This window comes from Marinobacter sp. KM021 (assembly GCF_050707965.1).
In the GTDB taxonomy this organism is placed as follows: Bacteria; Pseudomonadota; Gammaproteobacteria; order Pseudomonadales; family Oleiphilaceae; genus Marinobacter; species Marinobacter shengliensis.
In genome coordinates this window covers 437,128-463,544 of the sequence record NZ_CP136129.1, presented here as the reverse complement: position 1 = coordinate 463,544, position 26,417 = coordinate 437,128, and the positions used below count along the sequence as shown (strand labels likewise).

General features: G+C 55.8%; 23 protein-coding genes and 1 pseudogene. 21 read left to right on the top strand and 3 right to left on the bottom strand.

The genetic code is table 11. The features are described 5' to 3' along the window. Positions 1 to 129 precede the first annotated feature (129 nt). The 6 genes from RVM24_RS02290 to RVM24_RS02265 all read left to right on the top strand — a co-directional run bounded on the left by RVM24_RS02290 (position 130) and on the right by RVM24_RS02265 (position 7,935). On the top strand, positions 130 to 1,737 hold the full coding sequence (locus RVM24_RS02290; RefSeq protein WP_286920586.1) for a carboxyl transferase domain-containing protein: 1,608 nt from the start codon (positions 130 to 132) through the stop codon (positions 1,735 to 1,737). A 14-nt stretch (positions 1,738 to 1,751) separates the two neighbouring features. Then, the gene (locus RVM24_RS02285; protein WP_286920585.1) at positions 1,752 to 2,555 is read left to right on the top strand and encodes an enoyl-CoA hydratase-related protein; all 804 of its coding nucleotides are present in this window, start codon (positions 1,752 to 1,754) and stop codon (positions 2,553 to 2,555) included. Between the two features lie 2 nt (positions 2,556 to 2,557). Continuing rightward, positions 2,558 to 4,552 (top strand): acetyl/propionyl/methylcrotonyl-CoA carboxylase subunit alpha, encoded by a 1,995-nt coding sequence (locus tag RVM24_RS02280; protein WP_286920584.1) that lies wholly within the window; start codon positions 2,558 to 2,560, stop codon positions 4,550 to 4,552. Beyond that, positions 4,552 to 5,460 carry a hydroxymethylglutaryl-CoA lyase gene (locus tag RVM24_RS02275; RefSeq protein WP_286920583.1) on the top strand — a complete coding sequence of 303 codons (909 nt, stop codon included), beginning with the start codon at positions 4,552 to 4,554 and terminating at the stop codon, positions 5,458 to 5,460. Before RVM24_RS02280 ends, RVM24_RS02275 begins: the two co-directional genes overlap by 1 nt. Positions 5,461 to 5,605: 145 nt before the next feature. Further along, entirely contained in the window at positions 5,606 to 6,181 is a 576-nt protein-coding gene (locus tag RVM24_RS02270) for a peroxidase-related enzyme (RefSeq protein WP_431474889.1), read from the top strand. Positions 6,182 to 6,234: 53 nt separating this feature from the next. Next, positions 6,235 to 7,935, top strand: a complete 1,701-nt coding sequence (locus tag RVM24_RS02265) for an AMP-binding protein (protein WP_286920580.1) — start codon at positions 6,235 to 6,237, stop codon at positions 7,933 to 7,935. Positions 7,936 to 8,967: 1,032 nt separating this feature from the next. Here the strand turns inward: RVM24_RS02265 and RVM24_RS02260 are convergent. Next, a complete protein-coding gene (locus tag RVM24_RS02260; protein ID WP_058091130.1) occupies positions 8,968 to 9,993 on the bottom strand; it encodes an IS110 family transposase in 1,026 nt (341 codons plus the stop codon). Between the two features lie 452 nt (positions 9,994 to 10,445). Here RVM24_RS02260 and RVM24_RS02255 point away from each other — a divergent pair, with 452 nt between their 5' ends. After that, on the top strand, positions 10,446 to 10,856 hold the full coding sequence (locus RVM24_RS02255) for a hypothetical protein (protein ID WP_213480196.1): 411 nt from the start codon (positions 10,446 to 10,448) through the stop codon (positions 10,854 to 10,856). A gap of 352 nt (positions 10,857 to 11,208) precedes the next feature. Here the strand turns inward: RVM24_RS02255 and RVM24_RS02250 are convergent, their stop codons facing one another. Both RVM24_RS02250 and RVM24_RS02245 read right to left on the bottom strand, forming a co-directional pair. Continuing rightward, positions 11,209 to 12,234, bottom strand: coding sequence for an IS110 family transposase (locus RVM24_RS02250; protein ID WP_431474888.1), 1,026 nt, complete (start codon positions 12,232 to 12,234; stop codon positions 11,209 to 11,211). 2,024 nt (positions 12,235 to 14,258) lie between these two features. Beyond that, the gene (locus tag RVM24_RS02245; RefSeq protein ID WP_058091130.1) at positions 14,259 to 15,284 is read right to left on the bottom strand and encodes an IS110 family transposase; all 1,026 of its coding nucleotides are present in this window, start codon (positions 15,282 to 15,284) and stop codon (positions 14,259 to 14,261) included. A 112-nt stretch (positions 15,285 to 15,396) separates the two neighbouring features. Between RVM24_RS02245 and RVM24_RS02240 the strand changes: the two genes are divergently transcribed. From RVM24_RS02240 to RVM24_RS02175, 14 genes and pseudogenes are all read left to right on the top strand, one after another. Further along, positions 15,397 to 15,726, top strand: coding sequence for a hypothetical protein (locus tag RVM24_RS02240; protein WP_431474887.1), 330 nt, complete (start codon positions 15,397 to 15,399; stop codon positions 15,724 to 15,726). 123 nt (positions 15,727 to 15,849) lie between these two features. Beyond that, positions 15,850 to 16,149: a hypothetical protein gene (locus tag RVM24_RS02235; protein WP_084342486.1), complete on the top strand. Its 300-nt coding sequence runs from the start codon at positions 15,850 to 15,852 to the stop codon at positions 16,147 to 16,149. 495 nt (positions 16,150 to 16,644) lie between these two features. Next, complete coding sequence (gene tnpA / locus RVM24_RS02230; protein ID WP_431474396.1) at positions 16,645 to 17,028, top strand: IS66-like element accessory protein TnpA; 384 nt, start codon at positions 16,645 to 16,647, stop codon at positions 17,026 to 17,028. Beyond that, positions 17,015 to 17,350, top strand: coding sequence for an IS66 family insertion sequence element accessory protein TnpB (gene tnpB, locus RVM24_RS02225; protein WP_061333258.1), 336 nt, complete (start codon positions 17,015 to 17,017; stop codon positions 17,348 to 17,350). Before tnpA ends, tnpB begins: the two co-directional genes overlap by 14 nt. 75 nt (positions 17,351 to 17,425) lie before the next feature. Beyond that, complete coding sequence (gene tnpC, locus RVM24_RS02220) at positions 17,426 to 18,991, top strand: IS66 family transposase (protein ID WP_061333257.1); 1,566 nt, start codon at positions 17,426 to 17,428, stop codon at positions 18,989 to 18,991. Between the two features lie 70 nt (positions 18,992 to 19,061). Then, a complete protein-coding gene (locus tag RVM24_RS02215; protein WP_431474886.1) occupies positions 19,062 to 19,634 on the top strand; it encodes an abortive infection family protein in 573 nt (190 codons plus the stop codon). Between the two features lie 541 nt (positions 19,635 to 20,175). Continuing rightward, on the top strand, positions 20,176 to 21,747 hold the full coding sequence (locus tag RVM24_RS02210; protein WP_431474885.1) for a transposase: 1,572 nt from the start codon (positions 20,176 to 20,178) through the stop codon (positions 21,745 to 21,747). A 203-nt stretch (positions 21,748 to 21,950) separates the two neighbouring features. Next, positions 21,951 to 22,403 (top strand): hypothetical protein, encoded by a 453-nt coding sequence (locus RVM24_RS02205; RefSeq protein WP_431474884.1) that lies wholly within the window; start codon positions 21,951 to 21,953, stop codon positions 22,401 to 22,403. A gap of 101 nt (positions 22,404 to 22,504) precedes the next feature. Beyond that, a complete protein-coding gene (locus RVM24_RS02200) occupies positions 22,505 to 22,789 on the top strand; it encodes a hypothetical protein (RefSeq protein WP_230714368.1) in 285 nt (94 codons plus the stop codon). 119 nt (positions 22,790 to 22,908) lie between these two features. Continuing rightward, positions 22,909 to 23,493: a hypothetical protein gene (locus RVM24_RS02195; RefSeq protein WP_431474883.1), complete on the top strand. Its 585-nt coding sequence runs from the start codon at positions 22,909 to 22,911 to the stop codon at positions 23,491 to 23,493. Positions 23,494 to 24,090: 597 nt separating this feature from the next. Then, positions 24,091 to 24,360 carry a type II toxin-antitoxin system Phd/YefM family antitoxin gene (locus tag RVM24_RS02190; RefSeq protein ID WP_022992353.1) on the top strand — a complete coding sequence of 90 codons (270 nt, stop codon included), beginning with the start codon at positions 24,091 to 24,093 and terminating at the stop codon, positions 24,358 to 24,360. Beyond that, positions 24,361 to 24,660, top strand: a complete 300-nt coding sequence (locus RVM24_RS02185) for a type II toxin-antitoxin system RelE/ParE family toxin (RefSeq protein WP_022992354.1) — start codon at positions 24,361 to 24,363, stop codon at positions 24,658 to 24,660. A gap of 99 nt (positions 24,661 to 24,759) precedes the next feature. Beyond that, entirely contained in the window at positions 24,760 to 25,026 is a 267-nt protein-coding gene (locus RVM24_RS02180; protein ID WP_286252655.1) for a hypothetical protein, read from the top strand. 150 nt (positions 25,027 to 25,176) lie between these two features. Then, a pseudogene (locus RVM24_RS02175) lies at positions 25,177 to 26,393 on the top strand (ATP-dependent nuclease); the annotation flags it as partial. Between the last annotated feature and the right edge of the window lie 24 nt (positions 26,394 to 26,417).

Genomic DNA, 26,417 nt, shown 5'->3' with positions numbered 1-26,417 from the left:
TGGGGTGTCTTTCCGGGAATGTCTGTGGCCAAGGATGGCCACAGCCAAGCGCACATGGATGTGCTCGTAGCGTTTCCCGGAAAGACACCCCACCAGGCCCGACGCCCCGACACCCGAGGCTGGGAAAACATGACGATACTGCAAAGCAAAATAAACCCGAGGTCCGACGAGTTCCTGGCCAACCAGAACGCCATGGCCAAAGCCGTCGCAGACCTGAAAGAAAAAGTCGCCACCATCCAGCAAGGCGGCGGCCCAAGCTACCAGGAACGCCACATCGCCCGCGGCAAACTGCTGCCCAGAGAGCGCATCAACCGCCTCCTCGATGACGGCTCCCCGTTCCTCGAAATCGGCCAGTTCGCTGCCTACAACGTCTACGATGAAGAAGTCCCCGCCGCTGGCGTCATCGCAGGCGTCGGCCGCGTCTCCGGCACCGAATGCATGATCATCGCCAACGACGCCACCGTCAAAGGCGGCAGCTACTACCCGCTCACGGTCAAAAAACACCTGCGCGCCCAGGAAATCGCCCTGGAAAACCGCCTGCCCTGCATCTACCTGGTGGACTCCGGCGGCGCCAACCTGCCAAGGCAGGACGAAGTCTTCCCGGACCGCGACCACTTCGGCCGTATCTTCTACAACCAGGCCAGAATGTCGGCCGACGACATCCCCCAGATCGCCGTCGTTATGGGCCTGTGCACGGCCGGCGGCGCCTACGTGCCCGCCATGGCCGATGAATCCATCATCGTGCGCGATCAAGGCACCATCTTCCTGGCCGGCCCGCCGCTGGTGAAAGCCGCCACCGGCGAAGTGGTCAGCGCCGAAGACCTGGGCGGCGCAGACGTACACTGCAAAATCTCCGGCGTGGCCGACCACTACGCCGAAAACGACGCCCACGCCCTGGACATCGCCCGGCGCTGCATATCCAACCTCAACCGCCGCAAACCGGTCGACGTGGAGATCCGCAAGCCGAAGGCGCCCCTGTACAGCGCCGAAGAAATCTACGGCATCGTTGGCACTGACTTACGCAAACAGTTCGACGTGCGCGACGTGATCGCCCGCATCGTCGACGGCTCCGAATTCGACGAATTCAAACGCTATTACGGCCAGACCCTGGTCACCGGCTTTGCCCACATCCACGGTTACCCCGTGGGCATCATCGCCAACAACGGCATCCTGTTCAGCGAATCCGCCCAGAAAGGCGCGCACTTCATCGAACTTTGCTGCCAGCGCAACATCCCGCTGCTGTTCCTGCAGAACATCACCGGCTTTATGGTGGGCCAGAAATATGAGGCTGAAGGCATCGCCAAACACGGCGCCAAAATGGTCATGGCCGTGGCCTGTGCCAACGTACCGAAAATCACCGTACTGATCGGCGGTTCTTTCGGCGCGGGCAACTACGGCATGTGCGGCCGCGCCTACAGCCCGGACTTCTTGTGGATGTGGCCGAACGCCCGCATTTCCGTGATGGGCGGTGAACAGGCCGCCGGCGTGCTCGCCACGGTTAAACGTGAAGGCATGGAGCGCAAAGGCCAGGACTGGAGCAGCGACGAAGAAGCCAAATTCAAGCAGCCGATCATCGACACCTACGAACACCAGGGCCACCCCTACTACGCCAGCGCGCGCCTCTGGGACGACGGCGTGATCGACCCGGCCCAGACCCGCGAAGTGGTTGCCCTGAGCCTGTCGGCCACCCTCAACCGACCCGCCAAGCCAACACGCTTCGGCGTGTTCCGGATGTGATGGAGGACATCGCCATGACCGATCAGGAACCAGCGGTTCGCCTCAATCACCGCGCCAAGGGTGTCACCGAGGTTGTGCTCAACCGCCCGGACAAACGCAACGCCTTTGACGACGTGATCATCCAGCAACTGATCAAGGCGCTGGAACAGGTAGACGCAGACAACAACACCCACGTTGTCATCCTGCGCTCCGAAGGCAAACACTTCTCCGCCGGGGCGGATCTGGGCTGGATGCGCCGCATGGCCGACAACAGCCGACAGGAAAACCTGGACGACTCGCGGCAACTGGCGCGGTTGATGAACGTGCTCAACCACCTGTCCAAGCCGGTGATCGGCCTGGTTCAGGGTGCCGCCTTCGGAGGCGCCGTTGGCCTGGCCGCCTGCTGCGACATCGTACTGGCCACCGAGAAGGCCAGCTTCTGCCTGAGCGAAGTCAAACTCGGCCTGATTCCAGCCGTGATCAGCCCCTACGTGGTGCGCGCCATCGGTGAGCGCCAGGCCCGGCGCTACTTTATCAGCGCCGAAGTCTTCACCGCCCGGCAAGCCGAGCACTTCGGCCTGGTGCATGAAGTGTGTGAAGACGAAAGCGCCATGGAACGCCGCTGCGACGAACTGCTTTTGCAGCTTGCCCTCAACGGGCCAGAAGCCATGAAAGCCGCCAAAGATCTGGTATTTGCCGTCAGCCACAAGGTGATCGGCCAGGACGTGATCGACGACACCGCACAACGCATCGCGGACATCCGGGTGGGTGAAGAAGGTCAGGAAGGGCTCAACGCGTTCCTGAACAAACGCAAGGCCAACTGGGTTCCGGAGGAATAATAATGTTCAGTAAGATACTCATCGCCAACCGCGGCGAAATCGCCTGCCGGATCATACATACCGCCCATCGCATGGGCATCCGCTGCGTTGCCGTGTATTCCGATGCAGACGCAGACGCCCGGCATGTGGCCATGGCAGACGAAGCCTTCCACATTGGCCCGGCCCCCAGCTCCGAGAGCTACCTGAAAGCCGACAAGATCATCGAAATTGCCAAGGAAAGCGGTGCCCAGGCCATCCATCCGGGTTACGGCTTCCTGTCTGAGAACACCCAGTTCGCCGAAGCCTGCGAAGCCAACAACATCGTGTTCATCGGCCCGCCCTCCTCGGCCATCGCCGCTATGGGCTCCAAATCCGCCGCCAAGGCCATCATGGAAAAAGCCGGCGTACCCCTGGTGCCCGGCTACCACGGCGACGACCAATCCCCGGAAACCCTGCGCCAGGAGGCCGAGAAATGCGGCTTCCCGCTGCTGCTGAAAGCCGTTGCCGGTGGCGGTGGCAAAGGCATGCGGGTGGTGGAACGCATGGAAGACTTCGACGACGCCCTGGCCGCCGCCAAACGGGAATCCAAGAACGCCTTCGGCAACCCGGACATGCTCATCGAACGCTACCTGACCCAGCCACGGCACGTGGAAATCCAGGTGTTCTGCGACCAGAGCGGCAAGGGCGTGTACCTGGCGGAACGGGACTGCTCCGTGCAGCGCCGCCACCAGAAAGTACTGGAAGAAGCCCCGGCGCCGGGCCTGAGTGACAAAACCCGCAAAGCCATGGGCGAAGCCGCCGTTAAAGCCGCCCAGGCCATCAACTACGTGGGCGCCGGCACCGTGGAATTTCTGTACGACGTGGACGGCTCTTTCTTCTTTATGGAAATGAACACCCGCCTGCAGGTGGAACACCCGGTCACCGAAATGGTCACCGGCCAGGATCTGGTGGAATGGCAGCTGAAAGTGGCCTGGGGCGAGCCCCTGCCGCTGGAGCAATCCCAGGTAAAAACCCGGGGCCACGCCCTGGAAGCGCGCATCTACGCCGAAGACCCGGACCAGGACTTCCTGCCCGCCACCGGCAACCTGCGCTACCTGAGCACCCCGGATGAAAGCGCCCATGTGCGGGTGGATACCGGCGTCACCGAAGGCGACGACATCAGCATCCACTACGACCCGATGATCGCCAAGCTGATCGTGTGGGACGAAACCCGGGACCAGGCCATCAACCGCATGGTCCAGGCCCTGGAGCACTACCGCATCGCCGGCGTGAAAACCAACATCCGCTTCCTGCACGCCCTGGCCGACGCCCAGCCGTTCCGGGAAGCGGACCTGACCACCGGTTTCATAGACGACCACCGGGAACTGCTGTTCCCGAAATCCAGGCTGGATACCCACAAAGCCCTGGTGCTGGCCGCCGGCTTTGTGCTGGAACAACGCAAATCCCGGGAAGTGATCAGCACAGACCCCTGGTCGCCCTTCGCCCGCCAGAACAGCTGGCGCATGAACTCCGAATACGCCCAGCCTCTGCAGTTACAGGTAGGCGACGACATCCATGACCTTAAAATTCTGGAGCGCGACGACCGCTACCAGGTTTACGTGGGCGGCAGCGTGTACAACCTCACCATGCGCCTGGACGACGACTACCTGCAGGCCGTGATTAACGGCCATCGCATCAGCGTTCACGGCAACCTGCACAACGACCAACTGGTGCTCTTCTACGAAGGCGACACCTTCAACTGCACCCTCTACAAAGAAAGCTACGGCTTTGAAGAAATGGCCGGCGAAGGCAGCCTGGCCGCACCCATGAACGGCGCCATCGTCGCCGTGCAAGCGAAAGTCGGCGACAAGGTGAAAGCCGGCCAGAGCCTGGTGATCATGGAAGCCATGAAAATGGAACACGCCATCAAAGCCCCGGCCGACGGCGTAGTCACCGAGATCTTCTTCGCCGAAGGCGACCAGGTGTCCGAAGGTGCCGAATTGATCGCCATTGAAGTGACGGAAGAGGAGGCAGGCTGATGGCCTTTCCCAAACAGGTGCGCCTGGTTGAGATGAGCCCCCGGGACGGCCTGCAGAACGAGCCCGGCGCGGTGATTGCCACCGCCATCAAAACCAGCCTGATCGACCGCCTGGCCGACTGCGGCCTGAGCCACATCGAAGCCGCCAGCTTTGTGTCGCCCAAATGGGTGCCACAAATGGCCGACGCCGCCGACGTGATGGCCGGCATCACCCGCAAACCCGGCGTACGCTACTCCGCCCTCACCCCGAACCTCAAAGGCTTCGAGGCTGCCCTGGCCGCGAAAGCCGATGAAGTCGCCGTCTTCGGCGCCGCCTCCGAAAGCTTCACCAAAAAGAACATCAACTGCACCATCGCCGAAAGCCTGGAACGCTTTGCTCCCGTGGTGGAAGAAGCCCGCAAACACGGCATCCCCGTGCGCGGCTACGTCTCCACCGTCATGGGCTGCCCCTACGAAGGCGACATCGCCCCGGCACAAGTCGCCACGGTAGCCAAAGCCCTGTACGACATGGGCTGCCACGAAATCTCCCTGGGCGACACCATCGGCGTGGGCACCCCACTAAAAGCCAAACGCATGCTCGAAGCCGTCGCCGCCCACATACCCATGGACAAACTCGCCGCCCACTTCCACGACACCTACGGCCAGGCCCTGGCCAACCTGTATGCGGTGCTGGAAGAAGGCGTCTCGATCATCGACGCCTCCGTCGCCGGCCTCGGCGGCTGCCCCTACGCCAAAGGCGCCTCCGGCAACGTGGCCACAGAAGACGTGCTATACCTGCTTAACGGCCTAGGCATCAACACCGGCGTGGATCTGAACAAACTGGTCGCCACCGGCGACTGGATCAGCAGCCAACTGAACCGCCACAACGGCTCAAAAGTCGGCCAGGCATTAGGCGGAAACTGCCAATGATCGAAGTGGAGGGCGGGTACTCCTTCCCGGGACTGTCTGCAGCATGGATGCTGCAGTCAAGCGTACAAGGACGTATTCACAGCGTGTCCCGGGAAGGAGTACCCGCCCTCCACCACACAGAATCAAGCAGGCTAGGAGCCCAAAAATGAGCAACAAAAACGTAGTGGCCCTCGATCTCCCCATCCCGGAGATCAGCGACATGCCCGAAGACACCCAAAAGTACTTCCAGATCTGCCAGGAAAAACTCGGCATGATCCCCAACGTACTCACCGCCTACAGCCACAACCTCAAACAGCTAGAAGGCTTCACCCGCCTCTACAACGAACTCATGCTCGGCGAAAGCGAACTCAGCAAACTCGAGCGGGAAATGGTGGCCGTCGTCGTCTCCTCAGAGAACAAATACTTCTACTGCCTGGTCGCCCACGGCGCCGCCGTGCGGGTACTGAGCGGCGACCCGGCCCTGGGCGAACACATGGTGATGAACTACCGCAGCGCCAAACTCGACAAGCGCCAGCGCGCCATGCTCGATTTCGCCTCCCTGCTCACCCGCACACCCGCCCTGGTGACCGAAGAACACACCCAGGCCCTGCGAGACGCCGGCCTGAGTGACCGGGGCATCTGGGACCTGAGCAACCTGATCGGCTTTTACAATATGAGTAACCGCGTGGCCATCGCCAGCGACATGCAACCCAACCCGGAATACCACAGCCAGAGTCGCTAGCAAGTGCGTTGACTTGCCAGCCCTCAATTACAAAAACAAATGGAGGCAGAGACATGAGCAAGACTCTCCCAAGCTACAATCCCAGCTATACGAGCAGCACCGCCGACAAACCGCTACTGGGCATGACCATCGGCGATATGCTCGACCGCACCGCCGAGAGATTCCCCAACAACGACGCCCTGGTATGCCTGCACCAGGACATCCGCTGGACTTACAAAGAATTCGTCGACAAGGTCAACGAAGCCGCCCGCGCCTTTATGGCCATCGGTGTCAAACGCGGCGACCGCGTGGGCATCTGGTCTCCCAACCGGTATGAGTGGACCGTTACCCAGTTCGCCACCGCCAAAGTGGGCGCCATTCTGGTGAACATCAACCCGGCCTACGGCGTGCACGAACTGCAATACGCCCTCAACCTGGCCGGCATCACCACCCTGGTCACCGCAGACAGCTTCAAAGCCTCCAACTATCGGGAAATGATCTACGAGCTGGCGCCAGAGCTGAAATGCAGCGCCCCCGGCAAACTCAAAGCCGATCACCTGCCAGACCTTCGCGCCGTCATCAACATGCACGACGACAAGCACGACGGCATGTGGACCTGGAAAGAGTTCATCGGTTTTGCCAGCCAAGTGTCCGAAGCCGACCTGAGCGAACGCCAGAGCGAGCTGCAGTTTGATGACCCCATCAACATCCAGTTCACCTCCGGCACCACCGGCAACCCCAAAGGCGCCACCCTCACCCACCACAACATCCTCAACAACGGCTACTTTGTAGGTGAAAGCCAGCGCCTGACCGAGAACGACCGCCTGGTTATCCCCGTGCCCCTGTACCACTGCTTTGGCATGGTGATGGGCAACCTGGGCTGCATTACCCACGGCACCGCCATGATCTACCCGGGCGAAGGCTTTGACCCGAAAACCGTACTGCAGGCCGTGCACCAGGAAAAAGCCACCGCCCTGTACGGCGTGCCCACCATGTTCATCGCCGAACTGGCCGACCCGGAGTTCGACACCTACGACCTCTCCACCCTGCGCACCGGCATCATGGCTGGCTCCATCTGCCCGGCGGAAGTGATGAAAAAGGTCAACGGCAAGATGAACATGAAGGAAGTGCAGATTGCCTACGGCATGACCGAAACCAGCCCGGTATCCACCCAGACCAGCTCCGAAGACCCGTTCGAAAAACAGGTCACCACCGTGGGCCGAACACAGCCGCACCTGGAAACCAAGATTGTCGACCCCGGCACCGGCAACGTGGTGCCCCGTGGCGAAATTGGCGAACTCTGCACCCGTGGCTACAGCGTGATGCTGAAGTACTGGAACAACGAAGAGAAAACCCGTGAAGCCATAGACGACGGCGGCTGGATGCACACAGGCGACCTGGCCACCATGGACGAGGACGGCTACATCCAGATCGTCGGCCGCATCAAAGACATGGTCATCCGCGGCGGCGAGAACATCTACCCGAAAGAAATCGAAGAATTCCTCTACACCCACCCCGCCATCGAAGACGTGCAGGTAACCGGCATACCCGATGAAAAATACGGCGAAGAACTGATTGCTTGGGTAAAACTGCGCCCAGACACAGACCCGGTAACCGGTGACGACTTGCAGGCCTTCTGCAAAGGCAAAATCGCCCACTTCAAAATCCCCAAGAACTACAAGTTTGTGGATGCCTTCCCGATGACCGTGACCGGGAAGATTCAGAAGTTCAAGATGCGGGAGATTTCGATTGAGGAGATGGGGTTGAAGAGGTAAACGACCTTCTTGCTGCATCACTCCGGCCCAGGGTCACACTGGGCCGGCCTCCCTGCCCGGCTGTATACGCCCGAGTTCAAACAGGGCGTGGGCCACTGCAAATTCACGGTCGATAGTGGAAATAGACGACAACTGTCGTAAAACTCTGTGAACGTGGTCTCTCTTGGCTTGTAACCTAATGAAAATCATGGAATAGTCAGAACGTTAAATTACAAATAGGCGCTCCACTGATTCGGGGAGAAACCGACAACTGGCGCTTATTTCCCGGTGCGTCATATTTGGTGGGCCGGTAGTAGTTTGATTTTGAAAATAATTTAATGAATGACTTTCCTAGTGCCCCGGGATAAGCGCATTTTGGATAGCTGTAATTTGTCGTTGAATTAGCTGTTAATTGATATGAGCAGAATCGTTGAGTTGGTAGATGGCGCCCATTTCGTAGCAACTCTATGGTGCTTCTCTCCTTTAATTCCGGTGTCGTTGATGGCTTCTGACGAAGTGTTCTGGATGCCTTACGCTGGAGCGTGCATCTTTGCCTTTTTCGGATATTCCGTCTGCAAGTTGCGTTCAAAGCGCAGACGTGAGTCTCGTTGGGGGTATTCCGATGCAGTCGCATATATCATCTTACCACTCACGTTATTTGGTCTTTCTTCGTACGGGATGTTAACCAGTGCTGTCACTTAACCAGTCGCGTCAGTACGCGGCCGATGGCCGCCGGACGCCCTTTTCATTGCGGCTTCGCCTCCATTACAAGGGCGCCGCTGCGCTTTGCTACATGGACTCCCCCTGCGGTCAAGCAACGCCATTTGATTTCGAAGCGGTTTGAGACTGCAGCTCTACATTCGGCCTCTGTGTGGGCGTTTCAGCCCGGGCCAGGATGATGATGCGTGTGAGTGATGACCTCATTCGTTAGTCGGCTTGTATCAGCCGCAAAGCACAACAGGTTCAATCACTCTCGGTCTGACCGTTCCGTCATCGCTTGCCGTTGCAAGACTCGGCTGGCAGGCGTGTTCTGCCTGTCGTTGTTGCCCGTTATCAGCCCTCTGCAGGCTGTGTTTTAAACTCAGTTTGGTTCATCAACAGTGCCCAGATAATCCGGGCATTCTTGGCGGCCAATGCCACGGCGGCTCGTTTGTAGCCGCGGCGTTCCACCAACCCTTTGGCCCACTCGCTGAGTTGATCGTGTTTGTCGTCGAGTTTGGCAATCACCGCTCGAGTGCCGTGGATTAATAGTGTTCGCAGGTACTTGTCCCCGCGCTTGGTGATTCTACCCAGCCGGGGCTTGCCTCCGGTCGAGTACTGCCTGGGCACGAGCCCGAGCCAGGCGGCAAAGTGTCGTCCGCTTTTGAACTGTCTGGGATCCGGCGCACTGGCCAATATCGCAGTGGCTGTTTGTGGGCCGATGCCGGGAATGGCCATCAACCGTTTGGCCTGCTCGTCGCGCCGGGCCATGGCTTCGATTTCCCGGTCATAGGCCAGGATCTCTTCATCGAGCTGGAGAATGCGCTGGTTGATGTTGTTGAGTAAACGCCGGGCCAGCATGGGTAAACCGTTTTCGGCATCTTCCAGGATTTCGGGAATCCGGTGTCGGGCATGATAGCGCCCCTGGGGGATGATCAGTCCGAACTCGGCTAACAGCCCGCGAATCTGATTGATCTGGGCTGTGCGCTCTTTGGTTAACCCACGGCGAATGCGGTGAAGGCACAGTACCGCTTGTTGGTCCTCAGTCTTAACTGGAACAAAGCGCATATTGGGCCGGCTGACGGCTTCGCAGATGGCCTCGGCATCGTTGTCGTCGTTCTTGCTGCTCTTGCGATACGGAGCGACAAAGCGGGGCGCAATGATCCGGGCATCGTGGCCGAGTTTGGTTAACTCCCGAGCCCAGTAATGGGCACCGGAACAGGCTTCCATGCCGATCAGGCACGGCGGCAGTTGTGCGAAGAACGCCAACAGTTTGGGGCGATTGAGCCGTTTGCGAACCACGACCTTGCCGTGTTGATTGGTGCCATGAATACTGAACACAGTTTTCGCCAGATCGATGCCAATGGTTGTAACATTCATGATGACTCCTCCTGCTTCGGATTGAAGATGTCAGACACCTTCAATGTGGCACATGACTGATGCCGTGGGAGCAGGGGAGTCCATATCATTCGTTAAAGGCCTGGCTCCGGTGTTCTTGGGTTTGGTGTTCTCCCGCGGTTTGGGGGGGTGCCGGCAGGCAGAAAACAGCCCTCAGTCGGGCAACGGTTTTGATGGCCAATCTGGAGTTCAGGTCGCGGGGTAATCCGGCCATTCATGGGTCAGCTTCCGCTCATTTGGTGTTCTGGTTCCTGGCGCCATGGGTCGAGTTATTGCAAGGTATCGGGAGTAGGCATTCGCCACTGGGTGCCACAACAGAACAACGGGTAACCGGCCCTTAACCAGGCGGTCAACCGGACGCCAAAAGCGTACCGCTTTTGGTTCCCTCCGCTGCGCTCCGGCGCCGGTTACCGCTAGCGTTAATTGGTAAAGCTATGGAACCTGTCATCCAGGAAGAGCCAACTGGTTGCGGTATTGCGGCAAGTGCTGCTCTTGCCGGTGTCAGTTATGCGGAGGCCAAGCAAAAGGCAAACGCGCTGGGCATATATGCGGCAGACACAGCGCTCTGGTCAGAAACAGAGCATGTTCGAGCACTGTTGCGTGAATTCGGCATCTCCGCATCCTCCGAAGAAACTCCTTTTAAATCATGGGAGAGCCTGCCAGATAAAGCGCTGATGGCTATTAAATGGCGTATTGAGCGAGGCAAGCCGTTTTGGCATTGGGTTGTTTTTACCCGGGAGTATGGCGAGGCAAAGGTGTTGGATTCCAAGAAAGCACTGAAATCCAACACTCGTAGAGATTTCGGGCGTATCAAACCGAAGTGGTACATTGAAGTATCCAATTAACAAGTCGCTGTAGTTCGCGGCCGATGGCCGCCGGACGCCCTTTACATTGCGGCTTCGCCTCCATTACAAGGGCGCCGCTAAGCTTCGCTACATGGACTCCCCCTGCGGTCAAGCAACGCCATTTGATTTCGAAGCGGTTTGAGACTGCAGCTCTACATTCGGCCTCTTGTTGGGCGCTTTTGCCCGGGCCAGGATGATGATGCGTGTGAGTGATGACCTCATTCGTTAGTCGGCTTGTATCAGCCGCAAGGCTTAACAGGTTCAATCACTCTCGGTCTGACCGTTCCGTCATCGCTTGCCGTTGCTAGACTCGGCTGGCAGGCATGTTCTGCCTGTCGTTGGTGCCTGGTTATCAGCCCTCCATAGGCTGTGTTTTAAACTCGGTTTGGTTCATCAACAGCGCCCAGATAATCCGGGCATTCTTGGCGGCCAATGCTACGGCGGCTCGTTTGTAGCCGCGGCGTTCCACCAACTCTTTAGCCCACTCGCTGAGTTGATCGTGTTTGTCGGCGAGTTTGGCAATCACCGCTCGGGTGCCATGGATCAGCAACATTCGCAGGTACTTGTCCCCGCGCTTGGTGATTCTACCCAGCCGGGGCTTGCCTCCGGTCGAGTACTGCCTGGGTACAAGCCCCAGCCAGGCGGCGAAGTGTCGTCCGCTTTTGAACTGTCTGGGATCGGGCGCACTGGCCAAGATCGCGGTGGCAGTTTGTGGTCCTATTCCTGGAATGGCCATTAGCCGTTTGGCCTGCTCGTCGCGCCGGGCCATGGCTTCGATTTCCCGGTCATAGGCCAGGATCTCTTCATCGAGCTGGAGAATGCGCTGGTTGATGTTGTTGAGTAAACGCCGTGCGAGCATGGGCAAACCGTTTTCGGCATCTTCCAGGATTTCGGGAATCCGGTGTCGGGCATGATAGCGCCCCTGGGGGATGATCAGTCCGAACTCGGCTAACAGCCCGCGAATCTGATTGATCTGGGCTGTGCGCTCTTTGGTTAACCCACGGCGAATGCGGTGAAGGCACAGTACCGCTTGTTGGTCCTCAGTCTTGACTGGAACAAAGCGCATATTGGGCCGGCTGACGGCTTCGCAGATGGCCTCGGCATCGTTGTCGTCGTTCTTGCTGCTCTTGCGATACGGAGCGACAAATCGGGGCGCAATGATCCGGGCATCGTGGCCGAGTTTGGTTAACTCCCGAGCCCAGTAATGGGCACCGGAACAGGCTTCCATGCCAACCAGGCATGGTGGCAGTTGTGCGAAGAACGCCAACAGTTTAGGGCGATTGAGCCGTTTGCGAACCACGACCTTGCCGTGTTGATTGGTGCCATGAATACTGAACACAGTTTTCGCCAGATCGATGCCAATGGTTGTAACATTCATGGTGACTCCTCCTGCTTCGGATTGAAGATGCCAGACACCTTCAATGTGGCACATGACTGATGCCGTGGGAGCAGGGGGAGTCCATATCATTCGTTAGTGGCTGTGGCCTCGGTCCTTTTTGGCTGCGGCGTGCCAATAGCCTTGGTGCCGGGCCTGGTTGCCAGACCCGCATAATCTGGTGAGCACCAAGGCCGTCAAAATCCGCGTTCGGTTTGGTTGCTTTAGCAGGCGGTGGCGTTGGTAGCGGTTTTGGTGTTCACCGTGTGGGGCTGTCCGCCGAAAACTCGGTCTGGATCTGCTACCTTTGAGTTCAGGTTCGTTCACCGCATCGATGGCGGTGTTTTCAATTACAGTGCATCGGCTTATGCCGGTGCAGGGTTACGGAGTAGGCCGTCACGGTCAGTGCCATGTAGTAGGCAGTGTCATTACCTGCCACTAACCAGCCGCTGTAGTACGCGGCCGATGGCCGCCGGACGCCCTTTTCATTGCGGCTTCGCCTCCATTGCAAGGGCGCCGCTAAGCTTCGCGTTAAATGCCTTGGCTCCCGTGTTCGTGGGTGTGGTGCTCGGGCGCGATTTGGCAGTTGGTTTTGGGCAAAACACAGCCGCCAGTCAGGCATCAGTGTTGACTGGTAACGCGGTGTTGAGGTTGTGGGGCAATCCGGCGAAAACATCGGGCAACTTCCGCGTACTCGGTGCTCTGGTTCCTGGCGCCATGGGTCCTGTTGGTGCAAAGTATCGGGAGTGGGCATTCAGCATTGGGTGCCGTAATCCATTACCGGGGTAACCGGCATCTAACCAGGCGCATCAATTCGCGGCCGGTGGCCGCCGGACGCCCTTTGCATTGCGGCTTCGCCTCCATTCCAAGGGCGCCGTTGTGCGCAGCGTTAATGGCAAAGGCTTCGGTCTTTGGGGTGGCTAAGTGCCAGTGGCCTTGGTGCTGGGCTTCGTAGCCAAACCCGGCAACTGTGTGAGCACCAAGGCCGTCAGAGCCCGCGTCGGAGTTGGTTGCTTCAATCAGCAACGGTGTTGGTAGTAAATTCGGTGTTCGCCGTTTGGGGCCGTCCGCCGACAATTTATTCTGGATCTGGTACCTTTGAGTACAGATTCATCCACCGCTGGCTTGGCGGTGGTTTCAAACAAACGGTATCGGCGTAAGCCGGTGCAAGGAAACGGAGTAGGCCGTCGTGGTCATTGCCAGGGAGCAGGCAGCGTCAGTACCTGCCTTTAACCAGTCAATTAAGTTCGCTCCCGGCCAGAGGGCCGTCCGCCGGACGCCCCTGACGGGCCGCCGCTTATCTCCGCGTTAAAAATCAGGTGAACATGGGCCGCATACGGAAGTTCTTTCATGACGCTGCGAGGCTAAAGCCCTACTACAGGGTCTGTTCAAATGTAGCTGCGGGTTTGGGAGTAGTGATCGGAATCGGCCTATGGTACTTCACTTTGGTTCCCCTCTTAGCTGCCTCGCTAGGCATTGATGTTGCCAACTCTGCCCAACCTGGGGATCCGACTGCGTTCTTTGCAATCACTATGGTTTTGCTGTTGGTAGTGTCTATGATCATTTGCGTCCAGGGAGTCTTTTTCTCTCTGGTCTTACTTGGTCGCTTGAGGTTCGCTGATGTGATGTCGGTCATCTTTCGTTTGCGCTACCCTCAGAGTTGGACCAATTTTTAACAAGTCGCAGCAGTACGCGGCCGATGGCCGCCGGACGCCCTTTCCATGGCTCCTTCGTCGCCATTCCAAGGTCGCCGCTGTGCTCAGCTACATGGACTCCCCCTGCGGTCAAGCAACGCCATTTGATTTCGAAGCGGTTTGAGACTGCAGCTCTACATTCGGCCTCTGTGTGGGCGTTTCAGCCCGGGCCAGGATGATGATGCGTGTGAGTGATGACCTCATTCGTTAGTCGGCTTGTATCAGCCGCAAAGCACAACAGGTTCAATCACTCTCGGTCTGACCGTTCCGTCATCGCTTGCCGTTGCAAGACTCGGCTGGCAGGCGTGTTCTGCCTGTCGTTGTTGCCCGTTATCAGCCCTCTGCAGGCTGTGTTTTAAACTCAGTTTGGTTCATCAACAGTGCCCAGATAATCCGGGCATTCTTGGCGGCCAATGCCACGGCGGCTCGTTTGTAGCCGCGGCGTTCCACCAACCCTTTGGCCCACTCGCTGAGTTGATCGTGTTTGTCGTCGAGTTTGGCAATCACCGCTCGAGTGCCGTGGATTAATAGTGTTCGCAGGTACTTGTCCCCGCGCTTGGTGATTCTACCCAGCCGGGGCTTGCCTCCGGTCGAGTACTGCCTGGGCACGAGCCCGAGCCAGGCGGCAAAGTGTCGTCCGCTTTTGAACTGTCTGGGATCCGGCGCACTGGCCAATATCGCAGTGGCTGTTTGTGGGCCGATGCCGGGAATGGCCATCAACCGTTTGGCCTGCTCGTCGCGCCGGGCCATGGCTTCGATTTCCCGGTCATAGGCCAGGATCTCTTCATCGAGCTGGAGAATGCGCTGGTTGATGTTGTTGAGTAAACGCCGGGCCAGCATGGGTAAACCGTTTTCGGCATCTTCCAGGATTTCGGGAATCCGGTGTCGGGCATGATAGCGCCCCTGGGGGATGATCAGTCCGAACTCGGCTAACAGCCCGCGAATCTGATTGATCTGGGCTGTGCGCTCTTTGGTTAACCCACGGCGAATGCGGTGAAGGCACAGTACCGCTTGTTGGTCCTCAGTCTTAACTGGAACAAAGCGCATATTGGGCCGGCTGACGGCTTCGCAGATGGCCTCGGCATCGTTGTCGTCGTTCTTGCTGCTCTTGCGATACGGAGCGACAAAGCGGGGCGCAATGATCCGGGCATCGTGGCCGAGTTTGGTTAACTCCCGAGCCCAGTAATGGGCACCGGAACAGGCTTCCATGCCGATCAGGCACGGCGGCAGTTGTGCGAAGAACGCCAACAGTTTGGGGCGATTGAGCCGTTTGCGAACCACGACCTTGCCGTGTTGATTGGTGCCATGAATACTGAACACAGTTTTCGCCAGATCGATGCCAATGGTTGTAACATTCATGATGACTCCTCCTGCTTCGGATTGAAGATGTCAGACACCTTCAATGTGGCACATGACTGATGCCGTGGGAGCAGGGGAGTCCATATCATTCGTTAAAAGTATAGGAGTCCATATGGATCTGGAGAGTTTCATCAAGGAAACATTGGCTCAGATCTCGAAGGGTGTGAGTTCTGCCAATGATGCGCTTTCTGACGAGAGAAAGAACGAAGACGGTTCCGAGCTACCCAAGCTTTTCTTGCTTCCAGCAGGGACAGCCAAAGAGCAAAGCCATGGCGTTCATTTCGATGTTGCGATCACAACGCAGAGCAGAGATGAAGGCAGTGGTGGGGTTAAGTTTAAGCTTGCTGTTGTCGATGCTGACTTGGGCGGAAAATTGAGCTCTTCGCAAGAAGCTGTTTCGCGTGTTCAGTTTTCAATAACTGTGAACCAGTGGCATGGGTAGCTAAACCTTTTAACAAGTCGCTGTAGTACGCGGCCGATGGCCGCCGGACGCCCTTTTCATTGCGGCTTCGCCTCCATTACAAGGTCGCCGCTAAGCTTCGCGTTAGCACCAAAAAGTTCAGATATGGCAAAGGTTAAGAAAAAGCTCACTCCGGCTCAAAAGAGAGCAAAGAAAGCCGCGAAGGCAGAGCGGCAAAGGAAGTACCAGTGGGTCTTTATGAACGGTAAGCAAGTCAGAATAAAGCGGCCACCAACCGTGGATGGTATGCCTGTAGATCAGTTCATCGAGGAGAATGCTGATCCGATTTGGCTCCATCAGAGCGAGTTGTGGGAGCTGATGCCGGTTGAAGACGCTCTTTCTGGCCCTGAGCCGCCTACCGAATCAGGTGCAACAGAGGAAGATGAAGACGGAATACCATTTTGACTTTAGCCACAGGCGTTCAGTTGAGCAGTGCTAACCAGGCAAGCCACGGCGACGGTTACTGCATTGCGGCTTCGCCTCCATTCCGCAACCGCGCGTGCTTCGCGGCGTTATGTGATACGGGGACCTCAAAGTGTTTGAAAAGTTATTCGACGTTTTTTCAAGACGTGAGCAGAATCTCCCGAATGTGGCGATCAAACCGCTAACGAGGGAGTTTCGGAATCGGGTCTTGATGTTGCTACGCGATACTCTTCGAAATCAATTTCATTCATTCCTCGGTGGGCTGCACCAGAAGGCTGCATACCTCTATGGAAAATTTGGGCTCTCCGAAGCATCCGCTCATTCATCGCCGGAAGATGACCTTCTAAATTTCTTCGGCACTTGTAGTGATGAGCAGTTTCTTGACTTGATTGAGCGTAACCGTCCGGTAAACCCATCTTGAGCCAGGCGCTGCGGCCGTCAGGATAGTGTCCACTTATTTTTAAGTGGACACTTAATATGACCAACATAAGCGTAACCAAGCCCTACCAAAAACGTCGTCGTTACTCCAAAGAGCTGAAGGCTCGTATCGTCGCCGAATGCCTGAAGCCCGGAGCGTCTGTTTCCCGGATTTCGCTGGATAATGGCCTCAACGCCAACATGGTCCGGCGCTGGATGAGCGAAGCGCGAAGAGCGGGTAAAACACCGGAAACACCTGGATTCGTTCCGGTCCGTCTGCCAGCCGCAGCGCCTGTGCCGGACACTCCGTCAGTCTCGAGTCAATGTAGCACCATCCGCATCGAAATCCCCGCGCCGGCGGCACGGTTGTGGTGGAGTGGCCTGCGGAGCAAGCCCATCAGTGTGCGGCTTTGCTTCGGGATCTGTTGGGATGATCCGCATTGACGAGATCTGGCTGGCCACCGAACCGCTGGATATGCGGGCCGGGCCCGACAAGGCCCTGGCGCGGGTTATTCAGGTATTCGGTTCGGCCAAACCCCATTGCGCCTACCTGTTCGCCAACAAGCGAGGCAATCGGATGAAGGTGCTGATCCATGATGGGCTCGGCATCTGGTTGTGTGCCCGCAGGCTGAACCGGGGCAAATTCCACTGGGGCGAAGCCTGGCGTGGTGACCAATTGCGCCTGACCGAAGAACAGTTGTCCGCCCTCGTTCAGGGCCTGCCCTGGCAGCGCATAGGCGCTGAAGGCGTGATCTCTATCCTGTAACCACAAGCCCTGCGGTCTCGCTATAACCAGAACCGCGAATCGCTTGTGGCATACGGGCTTGGCATACTAGGCGGCATGACTCAGCGCCCCGATATCAACCAACTCTCAGCCGATCAGCTCCGCGCTCTGGCGACGGAACTGATGGACTCCCTGGACGCCAAGGATCAAGCCTTGGGCCGGAAGGAGCGGGAGTTGGTGCGCAGGAATGCCGTCATCGAGAAACTGACCCACGAAGTCGCCATCCTCAAACGTCACAAGTTCGCCCGCCGCAGTGAGCAACTCGATGCCGTTCAGGGCAAGCTCCTGGATGAGCTGATCGACAGCGACCTGGCGGCGATCGAAGCCGAGCTGGACCAGGCGATGACTGAGGAGCAGAAGGCTGCCCAGCCCAAGCAGAAGCCTAAGCGCACCCCGCTGCCACCGGAACTGCCCCGTACCCTGATCCACCACGAACCGGACAATACCCACTGCCAATGCGGCTGCCAGCTCAAGCGTATTGGCGAAGACGTCAGTGAGAAGCTGGACTACGTCCCCGGTGAGTTCACGGTGGAACGCCACATCCGGGGCAAGTGGGCCTGCAACCAGTGCGAGACCTTGGTCCAGGCACCGGTACCACCGCAGGTGATCGACAAGGGCATCCCCACCGCCGGCCTGCTGGCTCAGGTGTTGGTGGCCAAGTACGCGGACCATCTGCCTCTGTACCGTCAGGAACGTATCTTCGGCCGTGCTGGCCTGGAAATACCCCGTTCCACACTCGCCGAATGGGTCGGTGCCTGCGGTGTGCAGTTGCAGCCCCTGGTCGATGCACTGAGAAACGCCTTGCTGGAACACAACGTTCTGCACGCCGATGAAACGCCGGTCAGCATGCTGGCTCCGGGCAAGAAGAAAACCCATAAGGCCTACGTCTGGGCCTACTGCACCACACCGTTCTCGGATCTGAAAGCCACCGTTTATGACTTCGCCCCAAGCCGGGCGGGTGAACACGCCCGCACCTTCCTGGGTGACTGGCAGGGCAAGCTGGTCTGTGACGACTACGCCGGCTACAAGGCCGGGTTCGGTAATGGCATCACTGAAATCGGCTGTATGGCCCACGCCCGGCGCAAGTTCTACGACCTGCACGAAGCCAACAAAAGCGAACTGGCAGCCAAAGCATTGGACTACATCGGCGGACTCTACGAGATCGAGCGGGATACCAAAGACCTGCCGCCGGATAAGCGCCGGAAAATCCGACAAACCAGAGCCAAACCACTTGCTGACGCCCTGCATCAATGGATGCTGGCGCATCGCCAGAAAGTACCGGATGGCTCCGGCACCGCCAAAGCGTTGGATTACAGCCTCAAACGTTGGGCAGCGCTGACGCGCTATCTGGACGATGGTTCTGTGCCCATCGACAATAACTGGGTGGAAAACCAGATCCGACCCTGGGCGCTGGGGCGCAGCAACTGGCTGTTCGCGGGATCACTGCGCAGTGGTCAGCGTGCGGCTGCGGTGATGACGCTGATCCAGTCGGCCAAGCTGAACGCGCATGATCCGTATGCCTATCTGAAGGATGTGCTGACCCGACTGCCGACGCAGAAGAACAACGCCATCAACGAGCTATTGCCCCACAACTGGACCCCGGCTATACCTGACAAGGTGTGATGGCCGGACGCTTACGATTGAGCTAATCTTTCGGTCGGATCTTCCTGGTATTACGTGGCCGGATAATCCAATGATTCAGGGTATTAATGATTTTTTCCGTATTGACGCGCTTCCTTACCACCTGACCGGATACTCAATGGAAGAAATTGAAACATCCTTCCGCGGGGCTCCGGCTATGTCGTTTCGGATTGCGGAATTTCCTCAGATCATTCGCAGGGATAGCGAGGTGGTGCATCAAAGTGCGATGGAGCCCGCGCTTACCCTGTTGAGCGCGCCAGAGTTCAAACATGCAAACGACGAGTTTTTGAAGGCGCTGGAAGATCATCGAAAGAGAGATCATCGGGATTGCCTCGCTAAATGCGGCAGCGCGTTCGAAAGTGTAATGAAGGTTCTCTGTGCTAAGAACTCGATCCCATTTAAGGAGAAAGACACTGCTTCCGCGCTACTCAAGGCATTGTTGGGAAATGGGCAGCTTGATCAATTCTGGGAGCAGCCATTGATTTTGATCGCGACACTTAGAAATCGCCTGAGTTCAGCGCACGGAGCAGGAGCTCAAGACAAAGTTACATCCGAGCATGTGGCCACATACGCAGTGAATTCCACGGCGTCTGCTATCCTGCTCCTTTGCTCTGAGTTTGGGTAAAAAGTCACATAACAAATTGTTGTAGTTCGTTCCGGCCTGCGGCCTCCACCGGACGCCCCTGTCGGGCCGCCGCTAAACAAAAGCGTTAATTGATATGAGCAGAATCGTTGAGTTGGTAGATGGCGCCCATTTCGTAGCAACTCTATGGTGCTTCTCTCCTTTAATTCCGGTGTCGTTGATGGCTTCTGACGAAGTGTTCTGGATGCCTTACGCTGGAGCGTGCATCTTTGCCTTTTTCGGATATTCCGTCTGCAAGTTGCGTTCAAAGCGCAGACGTGAGTCTCGTTGGGGGTATTCCGATGCAGTCGCATATATCATCTTACCACTCACGTTATTTGGTCTTTCTTCGTACGGGATGTTAACCAGTGCTGTCACTTAACCAGTCGCGTCAGTACGCGGCCGATGGCCGCCGGACGCCCTTTTCATTGCGGCTTCGCCTCCATTACAAGGGCGCCGCTGCGCTTTGCGTTGAGGCTGTAGAAAAACCCCGAAATCACCCTGTGTTTTGATAGGATCAGGCAAACGGACAAGGAGTGGTCAGATGCCCCGCTTCAAGCACTACAACTACGACCAGGACACCATGGTCGTCATCAACTACCAGGAACAGCTCCAGCCCGGCACCTTTGAACACGCGGTGCACTACCTGATCGAGCACAAGCTGGACCTGGCGGTGTTTCATCCCAAGTACCGCAACGAAGACACTGGCCGGCTGGCCTACGATCCGGCCATCCTGCTGAAGATCATCCTGTTTGCCTACTCCAAGGGCATCACCTCCAGTCGCGAAATGCAGTGGTGTTGCGAGACCAACATCCTCTTCAAAGCCCTCTCCTGCGATACCGTTCCGCATTTCACGACCCTGGCCAAGTTTGTCAGCAGCCACGCCGATGAGATCGAAGCGCTGTTCGAACAAGTTCTGCTGGTGTGCCACGAAGAAGGTCTGTTGGGTAACGAGCTGTTTGCCATCGACGGCTGCAAAATGTCCTCCAACGCGGCCAAGGAATGGTCCGGCACCTTTAAAGAGCTGGGCGAGAAGCGGGAGAAACTGCGACGACTGATCCGTCATCACCTCAGGGCGCATTACGAGCGGGACGAGGCAGACACCGAGGCCGAACTGGACCGCGACATCCGCCGAGCGAAGACCATTCTGTCGTTGGATGAGGCCGCTAAAAAGATTGATCGTTTCCTAAAGACGAGCCGCCCACGGATGGGCCGGGGGAAACGGAGCAAGGAAGTGAAGAGCAACGTCACCGATAACGAAAGCGCCAAGATGACCACCAGCAAAGGCACGATCCAGGGCTACAATGGGGTCGCCACGGTGGATAAGAAACACCAAATCATCATCGACGCCCAGGCCTTTGGCGAAGGCCAGGAACATCATACCCTGCAACCGGTACTGGAAACCGTCGAAGCCCGTTTCAAGAAACTGGGTATCGCTGACAACATCTACCAGTCTGGTGCTATTGTCACTGCCGACACCGGCTTCGCCAACGAGGCCAACATGCAGTACCTGCATGACCGTCAGATCAACGGCTTTGTGCCAGACAACCAGTTCCGCAGCCGGGACCCGAAGTTCACAAACCAGAAAGACAAGTACGGCAAGCGGCATCAAAACCTGCCGGACAAAGGTTGGAAAGACATCATTCCGGCCAGTGAATTCCAGTTCGATCCCGTGAACCTGATCTGCGTCTGCCCAACTGGCGAAGAGCTTACCTATCGGGGTCAAAGGGAAGCCGAGAATGGCAAGGTCCGAGTGCACTTCGAAGGTCGATTGCTGCAATGTCGCCACTGCCCCAAGAAGCACCAATGCATGCAGAACCCTGCATCCGCCAACCACCGAAATGGGTCTGGCCGACAGGTGTCGTTCACCATTGAGAACAAGCGTCTGCCGAACTACACGGACTGGATGAAGCACCGGGTCGACAGCCAACAGGGCAAAGAGATATACAGCCACCGAATGTCGGTGGTGGAGCCGGTGTTCGGCAACATCGGTACGAACAAGCGGCTGAATCGCTTCAGCTTGCGAGGCAAGAAGAAGGTGCAAGGCCAATGGCAGCTATACTGCCTCGTACACAATATTGAGAAGTTGGCGAATTACGGGCGGTTAGCAGCGTGATGTCGGGATCAGGCGGTTACAAATGTGTCTGCTGGATGTCAGCTATACCGGCACTGACACCGTCAAAAGGGCTGAAACTCATGGCTGAACATCGGAACGATGATAATCGGCTAACTGATGGCCGCTAAGAAAATTTTAGGAACCAGGTGCTGGGGAAGGCTCGGAATCGGGTTTTTCTACAGCCTCGTTATGCATAGAGAGTTATGAGAGAACTCATCGAGATAGTTATCAAGGTTTTTGCTGCCTACCTGGTATTTAGCACTTTGGGAAATTATATTCCGCTTGCTCTGGTTCCAGACGCATTTAGTGGCCAACATTCGCCACACATTTGGTTCCTTGCCGCAGGCCTCTCTGTGCCAATCGTTATCGGCATGGTTTTGTGGCTCAGAGCGCCAAAGATCTCCAAGGCTGCTCTTTCCGCAGAAGCCAGCGGGCCTGTCATTCCAGAAAGCGGTGTCGTATCTGCTGGCGTGTTTTTAATTGGCGTTTATTGGTTCGTTCGCTCTGTAAGTGTGCTGCTGACTCAAGTGGGCTCTCAGGTGTCGATAAACTATGGTTGGTGTGTGGTTTTGGTCTTGTCTGTCGGTCTGATTCTCGGTAACAGCTTTATCGCCAAGATATTCCGAAAGATTCGTGCTGCGGGCAACAATGCATAACCAATCGCTTAAGTACGTTCCCGGCCTGAGGGCCGTCCACCGGACGTCCCTGACGGGCCGCCGCTTAGCTTCGCGTTATACGGAAGTAGGTTCGAGACAAAGTGCTTAAAGCTCGAAAAGTGATTTCAGCGTTAATTCTGGTCGGTTCAGCCGGTCTGGCTCTGTTTGGCTGGTTTAGTGAACAGGCGGAGATGTTTTATCTTGCTGGTTTCGTTGGGCTTATTTTGTTCTCGGGTATCTGGCCGTGGGCAAGTAGCAAGGGCGGGAAACAAAAGCCTGATTTGGCAAGTTCTGCTTCGGAACTCCCCATTGGCGACTGCCGGTCACGTATGAATCGCGGCTCACCCGGGTCTTCAAACGATGGCTCAGGTATCGAAATTGAGTAACGTATAACCAGTGCATTAAATACGTTCCGGCCCGAAGGGCCTCCACCGGACGGCTTTTTCTCCGCTTCGCTACAAAAAAGCCGCCGTTTATGCAGGCGTTATATTTATAGGCAGGGAATATGAGTCAAGAAATACATATCGGTATTTCGTATCAGGAAGACATTCCTCAGGACTTCATAGATGAGTTCTCTGCGACAGTTTCTGACCCCCGCCTTCAGCTAAAAATTGAATCTCGATCTCGTGGTTTTTACGCCTCTATTGAGTGGGCCTTGCCAACTTTGGTAATCGCGTATTTGGCAAAACCGTACTTTGAGGGATTTCTCCAAGAGGCCGGGAAGGATCATTATCAGGCCCTGAAGAAAGGTATTTTGCAGCTTGCTCGCAGGCTCTACGGAGAACATCCTGAACGCAGAGATCGGAAGCGATCATTGCTGTTTTCAACCATAGTGCCTTTGCAAGATGGAAGGTCTCTGAAGTTTGTTTTCCCAGAAGGTGTGTCTCTCGAAAAATATGAGGTTGCGGTTGATTCGATGTACAGCCTCTTGTCAGAGCACTTCCAGATGTACCCTAGCGATAGCATCACCGAAATTGCGGAGAAGCTGAGTACTCCGAGTAGGTCACTCTATTTCGAGTTCGACCCAGAGCAAGAAATCTGGAAGCTACTTGATCCGTTGCTCGAAGCTCAGAAAGAGCATGGGAAGTAGAAAATATAACAATCGGCTGCACAGCGACCGATTTTCCGCCGCTTCGCGGCTCCAAATCGGCGCGTGAGCCGGGCGTTATGTGTTTCAGGATTTCAGAGTATGAACTGTAAATTCAGTCGGAGTCAGGTTGCGTGGGAGTGCAACGGCAGCGAGATATTGGTATCAGTCTCCGGCGTTGATCAAGCAGTTTATAGCACTGAGCAGGATGCAGTGGTTGTACTGGCGGGTAGTGACCAGGATTCTAAAAAGATATTGGTGTACGAATTGAACGGCGCTCTCCGTTGCACTATTGAGCAGCCTGCTGATACCTATTTCCGTGGCTTAGGGCCAAACCGAGGCCATGACGTAGCTATCTTCTCGGTGGTTTACCATATCGGTTGGCGTGACTGGTGGCTCTCGATAGATTCGAAGTCAGCAACTGTCGGAAGTTTGGGTGAAGGTCGGTAAACCACATAACCAGGCCAGGCACAGCGACGCCTTTTTCGTTGCGGCTTCGCCTCCACTACAAAGGCGCGCATGCTGGCAGCGTTATGTTTCTTGACCGCACCTGTTAACTGGTGCTATTAATGGTGCCAAATCGTTGACTAGGTAATCACTATGCAAGTGAAATTTTCCGAGGATGTCATTCCTCTATCAGACCTGAAGATCAATCCCGGAAAGGTGGTTGGTCGAGCGCAAGATACGCATCGCCCCATCCTGCTCACCAGCCGTGGCCGCGGCATAGCTGTTGTTCAGGGGCTCGAGGATTATGAGAGAACCGCAGAGGAATTGCGGTTTGTAAAGGCGGTGGCGCGGGGGCTTATGGATGTTCGCGAGGGCAACACCGTATCGTTGGAGGACGCCAGGAAAACGTTGGGTATCAAGTAAATGGAATTACGCATCGCACAGTCCGCTCTTGAGGACTTACAGGCTATTCAGGAGTATTACAAAGAGCAGGATGTGCCACATATCGGTGATGATTTCGTGGCTGCTATCCTGGAGCACTGTGAAATGATTCAAATCCACCCTGATGCTGGCCGAGTTGTTCCTGAATTCAACATGGATCATATTCGCGAATTGATTCACGCGCCGTTTCGAGTTGTCTATCTCAGGCAGGCTAAAGAGGTTGTGCTCATACGAGTCTGGCGGAGTGAGAGGCAGCTCGAATTACCAGCAAACGAAACATAACCAAGCCATGCACCGGATGCCAAACTCTCCGCTTCGCTGCGGTTTTGTCACCGGTGATGGCGGGCGTTATAGCCACAAACCAAAGGGACAGTTGGTAGCTTGAAATCGAAACTCCTCACAAGCCTTATTGTCGGTCTGGCCTTGCCCTGGACCTATTTTCTGTTTGTCACTGTCGGTCCGGTAATGGAGTACAGCGATTCCGGAGAGGTAATCGGAGAATCTGGAGTCGCTGGCTTCATCCAGTTTCACGGTTTTGCCGATGCGTTGATGATCTACGCCCAAGCGATCGCTGTGTGTGGTGTGTTAGCTTTCGGTATATGTTGGTTAAAAGAGGCTGTGGATCATGCCCTCAAGACCAAGCTATAACAAGGCGCATCAATACGCGGCCGGTGGCCGCCGGACGCCCTTTACATTGCGGCTGCGCCTCCATTCCAAGGGCGCCGTTGTGCGCTGGCGTTATACGGGCAACCGAAACATGTGCGTGTATTGCCTTGATGACTCGTGAGGAAGTGAGAAATGCAATATATTAAAAAGCTCAAGCTTTTCAACTTTAAAAGATTTAGACAATTTGAGGTTGAGTTTAGCTCTGAGACTAATACGATAATTGGTGATAATGAGTCAGGAAAAAGCTCGATTCTTCAAGCGATAGAGCTAGTGGCGAGTGGTAGTCGAAATAAGGTAGAGACTATTGGCATTGAGTCAATCCTAAATAAAGATGCTATCGCTGAATTTTTTACTACCGACAAGTCTTTTGAAAAGATTCCAGAAATACACGTAGAAATTTATTTAAGTAATGATGGCAATCCCGATCTCGTGGGAAAGCACAATTCAGATAATGCTAGCTTAAGCGGATTGCACATGATTTGCCATCCGAGTGAAGATCTTGCTGCCGAGATAAATCAGGTCCTTGCTGAAGGAAACGAAAATTTTCCGTTTGAATATTATGTGGTCAAGTTTGTGACATTCAATGGAGAGGCCTATTCTGGATATCGCCGTTTCCTAAAGTGTTTAACTATTGATAGCTCACAAATCAATAGCGAATATGCAAACAGGGAATATACAAAGTCCGTATATGATTCAACTGTTGATCATGCAACTAGAGTTAGGCTAAAAAACGAATACCGCTATCATAAGACTCAGTTTAAAGAAAACAATTTAAAAGATGTGAACGATAGGTTAGGAGACTATGACTTTTCAGTTCGCTCTGGGTCAAAGTTTAATTTAGAAACTGATATAGCTCTTATTCAAGATCAAATTCCGATAGATGAAAGAGGAAAGGGCCAGCAATGCTTCATAAAAACCGAGTTCGCGTTAAGTAGAAATGCAGACAAAAAATCTATAGATACCATATTGTTAGAAGAGCCTGAAAATCATTTAAGTCATTCCAATATGAAGAGGCTGATCTCAAAAATATCAGACTCTCACCAGAATCAAATAATTATTGCTACACACAATAGCCTAATCAGCACACGCCTAGATTTGCGTTATTCGATACTGCTCAATAGCTCTAGTGATAGCCCTCTGATGCTTAAAAACCTTTCAGAGTCAACGGCCAAGTTTTTTATGAAGGCGCCTGACAACAACATTCTAGAGTTTGTTCTTTCCGCCAAGGTAATCCTTGTAGAAGGCGATGCCGAATACATGCTGTTGGATGCACTATATTCTCGAGAAACGGGTAGAAGTCTCGATGAAGACTCTGTTCATGTATTTTTGTTGGCGGAACCAGTTTTAAACGGTACATGGAGTTAGCAAAAACC

Excerpts from the sequence above, each read along its gene's own strand:
- RVM24_RS02290 (WP_286920586.1), top strand. The coding sequence starts at position 130 with ATGACGATACTGCAAAGCAAAATAAACCCGAGGTCCGACGAGTTCCTG.
- RVM24_RS02285 (WP_286920585.1), top strand. The coding sequence starts at position 1,752 with ATGACCGATCAGGAACCAGCGGTTCGCCTCAATCACCGCGCCAAGGGT.
- RVM24_RS02280 (WP_286920584.1), top strand. The coding sequence starts at position 2,558 with ATGTTCAGTAAGATACTCATCGCCAACCGCGGCGAAATCGCCTGCCGG.
- RVM24_RS02275 (WP_286920583.1), top strand. The coding sequence starts at position 4,552 with ATGGCCTTTCCCAAACAGGTGCGCCTGGTTGAGATGAGCCCCCGGGAC.
- RVM24_RS02270 (WP_431474889.1), top strand. The coding sequence starts at position 5,606 with ATGAGCAACAAAAACGTAGTGGCCCTCGATCTCCCCATCCCGGAGATC.
- RVM24_RS02265 (WP_286920580.1), top strand. The coding sequence starts at position 6,235 with ATGAGCAAGACTCTCCCAAGCTACAATCCCAGCTATACGAGCAGCACC.
- RVM24_RS02260 (WP_058091130.1), bottom strand. The coding sequence starts at position 9,993 with ATGAATGTTACAACCATTGGCATCGATCTGGCGAAAACTGTGTTCAGT.
- RVM24_RS02255 (WP_213480196.1), top strand. The coding sequence starts at position 10,446 with ATGGAACCTGTCATCCAGGAAGAGCCAACTGGTTGCGGTATTGCGGCA.
- RVM24_RS02250 (WP_431474888.1), bottom strand. The coding sequence starts at position 12,234 with ATGAATGTTACAACCATTGGCATCGATCTGGCGAAAACTGTGTTCAGT.
- RVM24_RS02245 (WP_058091130.1), bottom strand. The coding sequence starts at position 15,284 with ATGAATGTTACAACCATTGGCATCGATCTGGCGAAAACTGTGTTCAGT.
- RVM24_RS02240 (WP_431474887.1), top strand. The coding sequence starts at position 15,397 with ATGGATCTGGAGAGTTTCATCAAGGAAACATTGGCTCAGATCTCGAAG.
- RVM24_RS02235 (WP_084342486.1), top strand. The coding sequence starts at position 15,850 with ATGGCAAAGGTTAAGAAAAAGCTCACTCCGGCTCAAAAGAGAGCAAAG.
- tnpA (WP_431474396.1), top strand. The coding sequence starts at position 16,645 with ATGACCAACATAAGCGTAACCAAGCCCTACCAAAAACGTCGTCGTTAC.
- tnpB (WP_061333258.1), top strand. The coding sequence starts at position 17,015 with ATGATCCGCATTGACGAGATCTGGCTGGCCACCGAACCGCTGGATATG.
- tnpC (WP_061333257.1), top strand. The coding sequence starts at position 17,426 with ATGACTCAGCGCCCCGATATCAACCAACTCTCAGCCGATCAGCTCCGC.
- RVM24_RS02215 (WP_431474886.1), top strand. The coding sequence starts at position 19,062 with ATGATTCAGGGTATTAATGATTTTTTCCGTATTGACGCGCTTCCTTAC.
- RVM24_RS02210 (WP_431474885.1), top strand. The coding sequence starts at position 20,176 with ATGCCCCGCTTCAAGCACTACAACTACGACCAGGACACCATGGTCGTC.
- RVM24_RS02205 (WP_431474884.1), top strand. The coding sequence starts at position 21,951 with ATGAGAGAACTCATCGAGATAGTTATCAAGGTTTTTGCTGCCTACCTG.
- RVM24_RS02195 (WP_431474883.1), top strand. The coding sequence starts at position 22,909 with ATGAGTCAAGAAATACATATCGGTATTTCGTATCAGGAAGACATTCCT.
- RVM24_RS02190 (WP_022992353.1), top strand. The coding sequence starts at position 24,091 with ATGCAAGTGAAATTTTCCGAGGATGTCATTCCTCTATCAGACCTGAAG.
- RVM24_RS02185 (WP_022992354.1), top strand. The coding sequence starts at position 24,361 with ATGGAATTACGCATCGCACAGTCCGCTCTTGAGGACTTACAGGCTATT.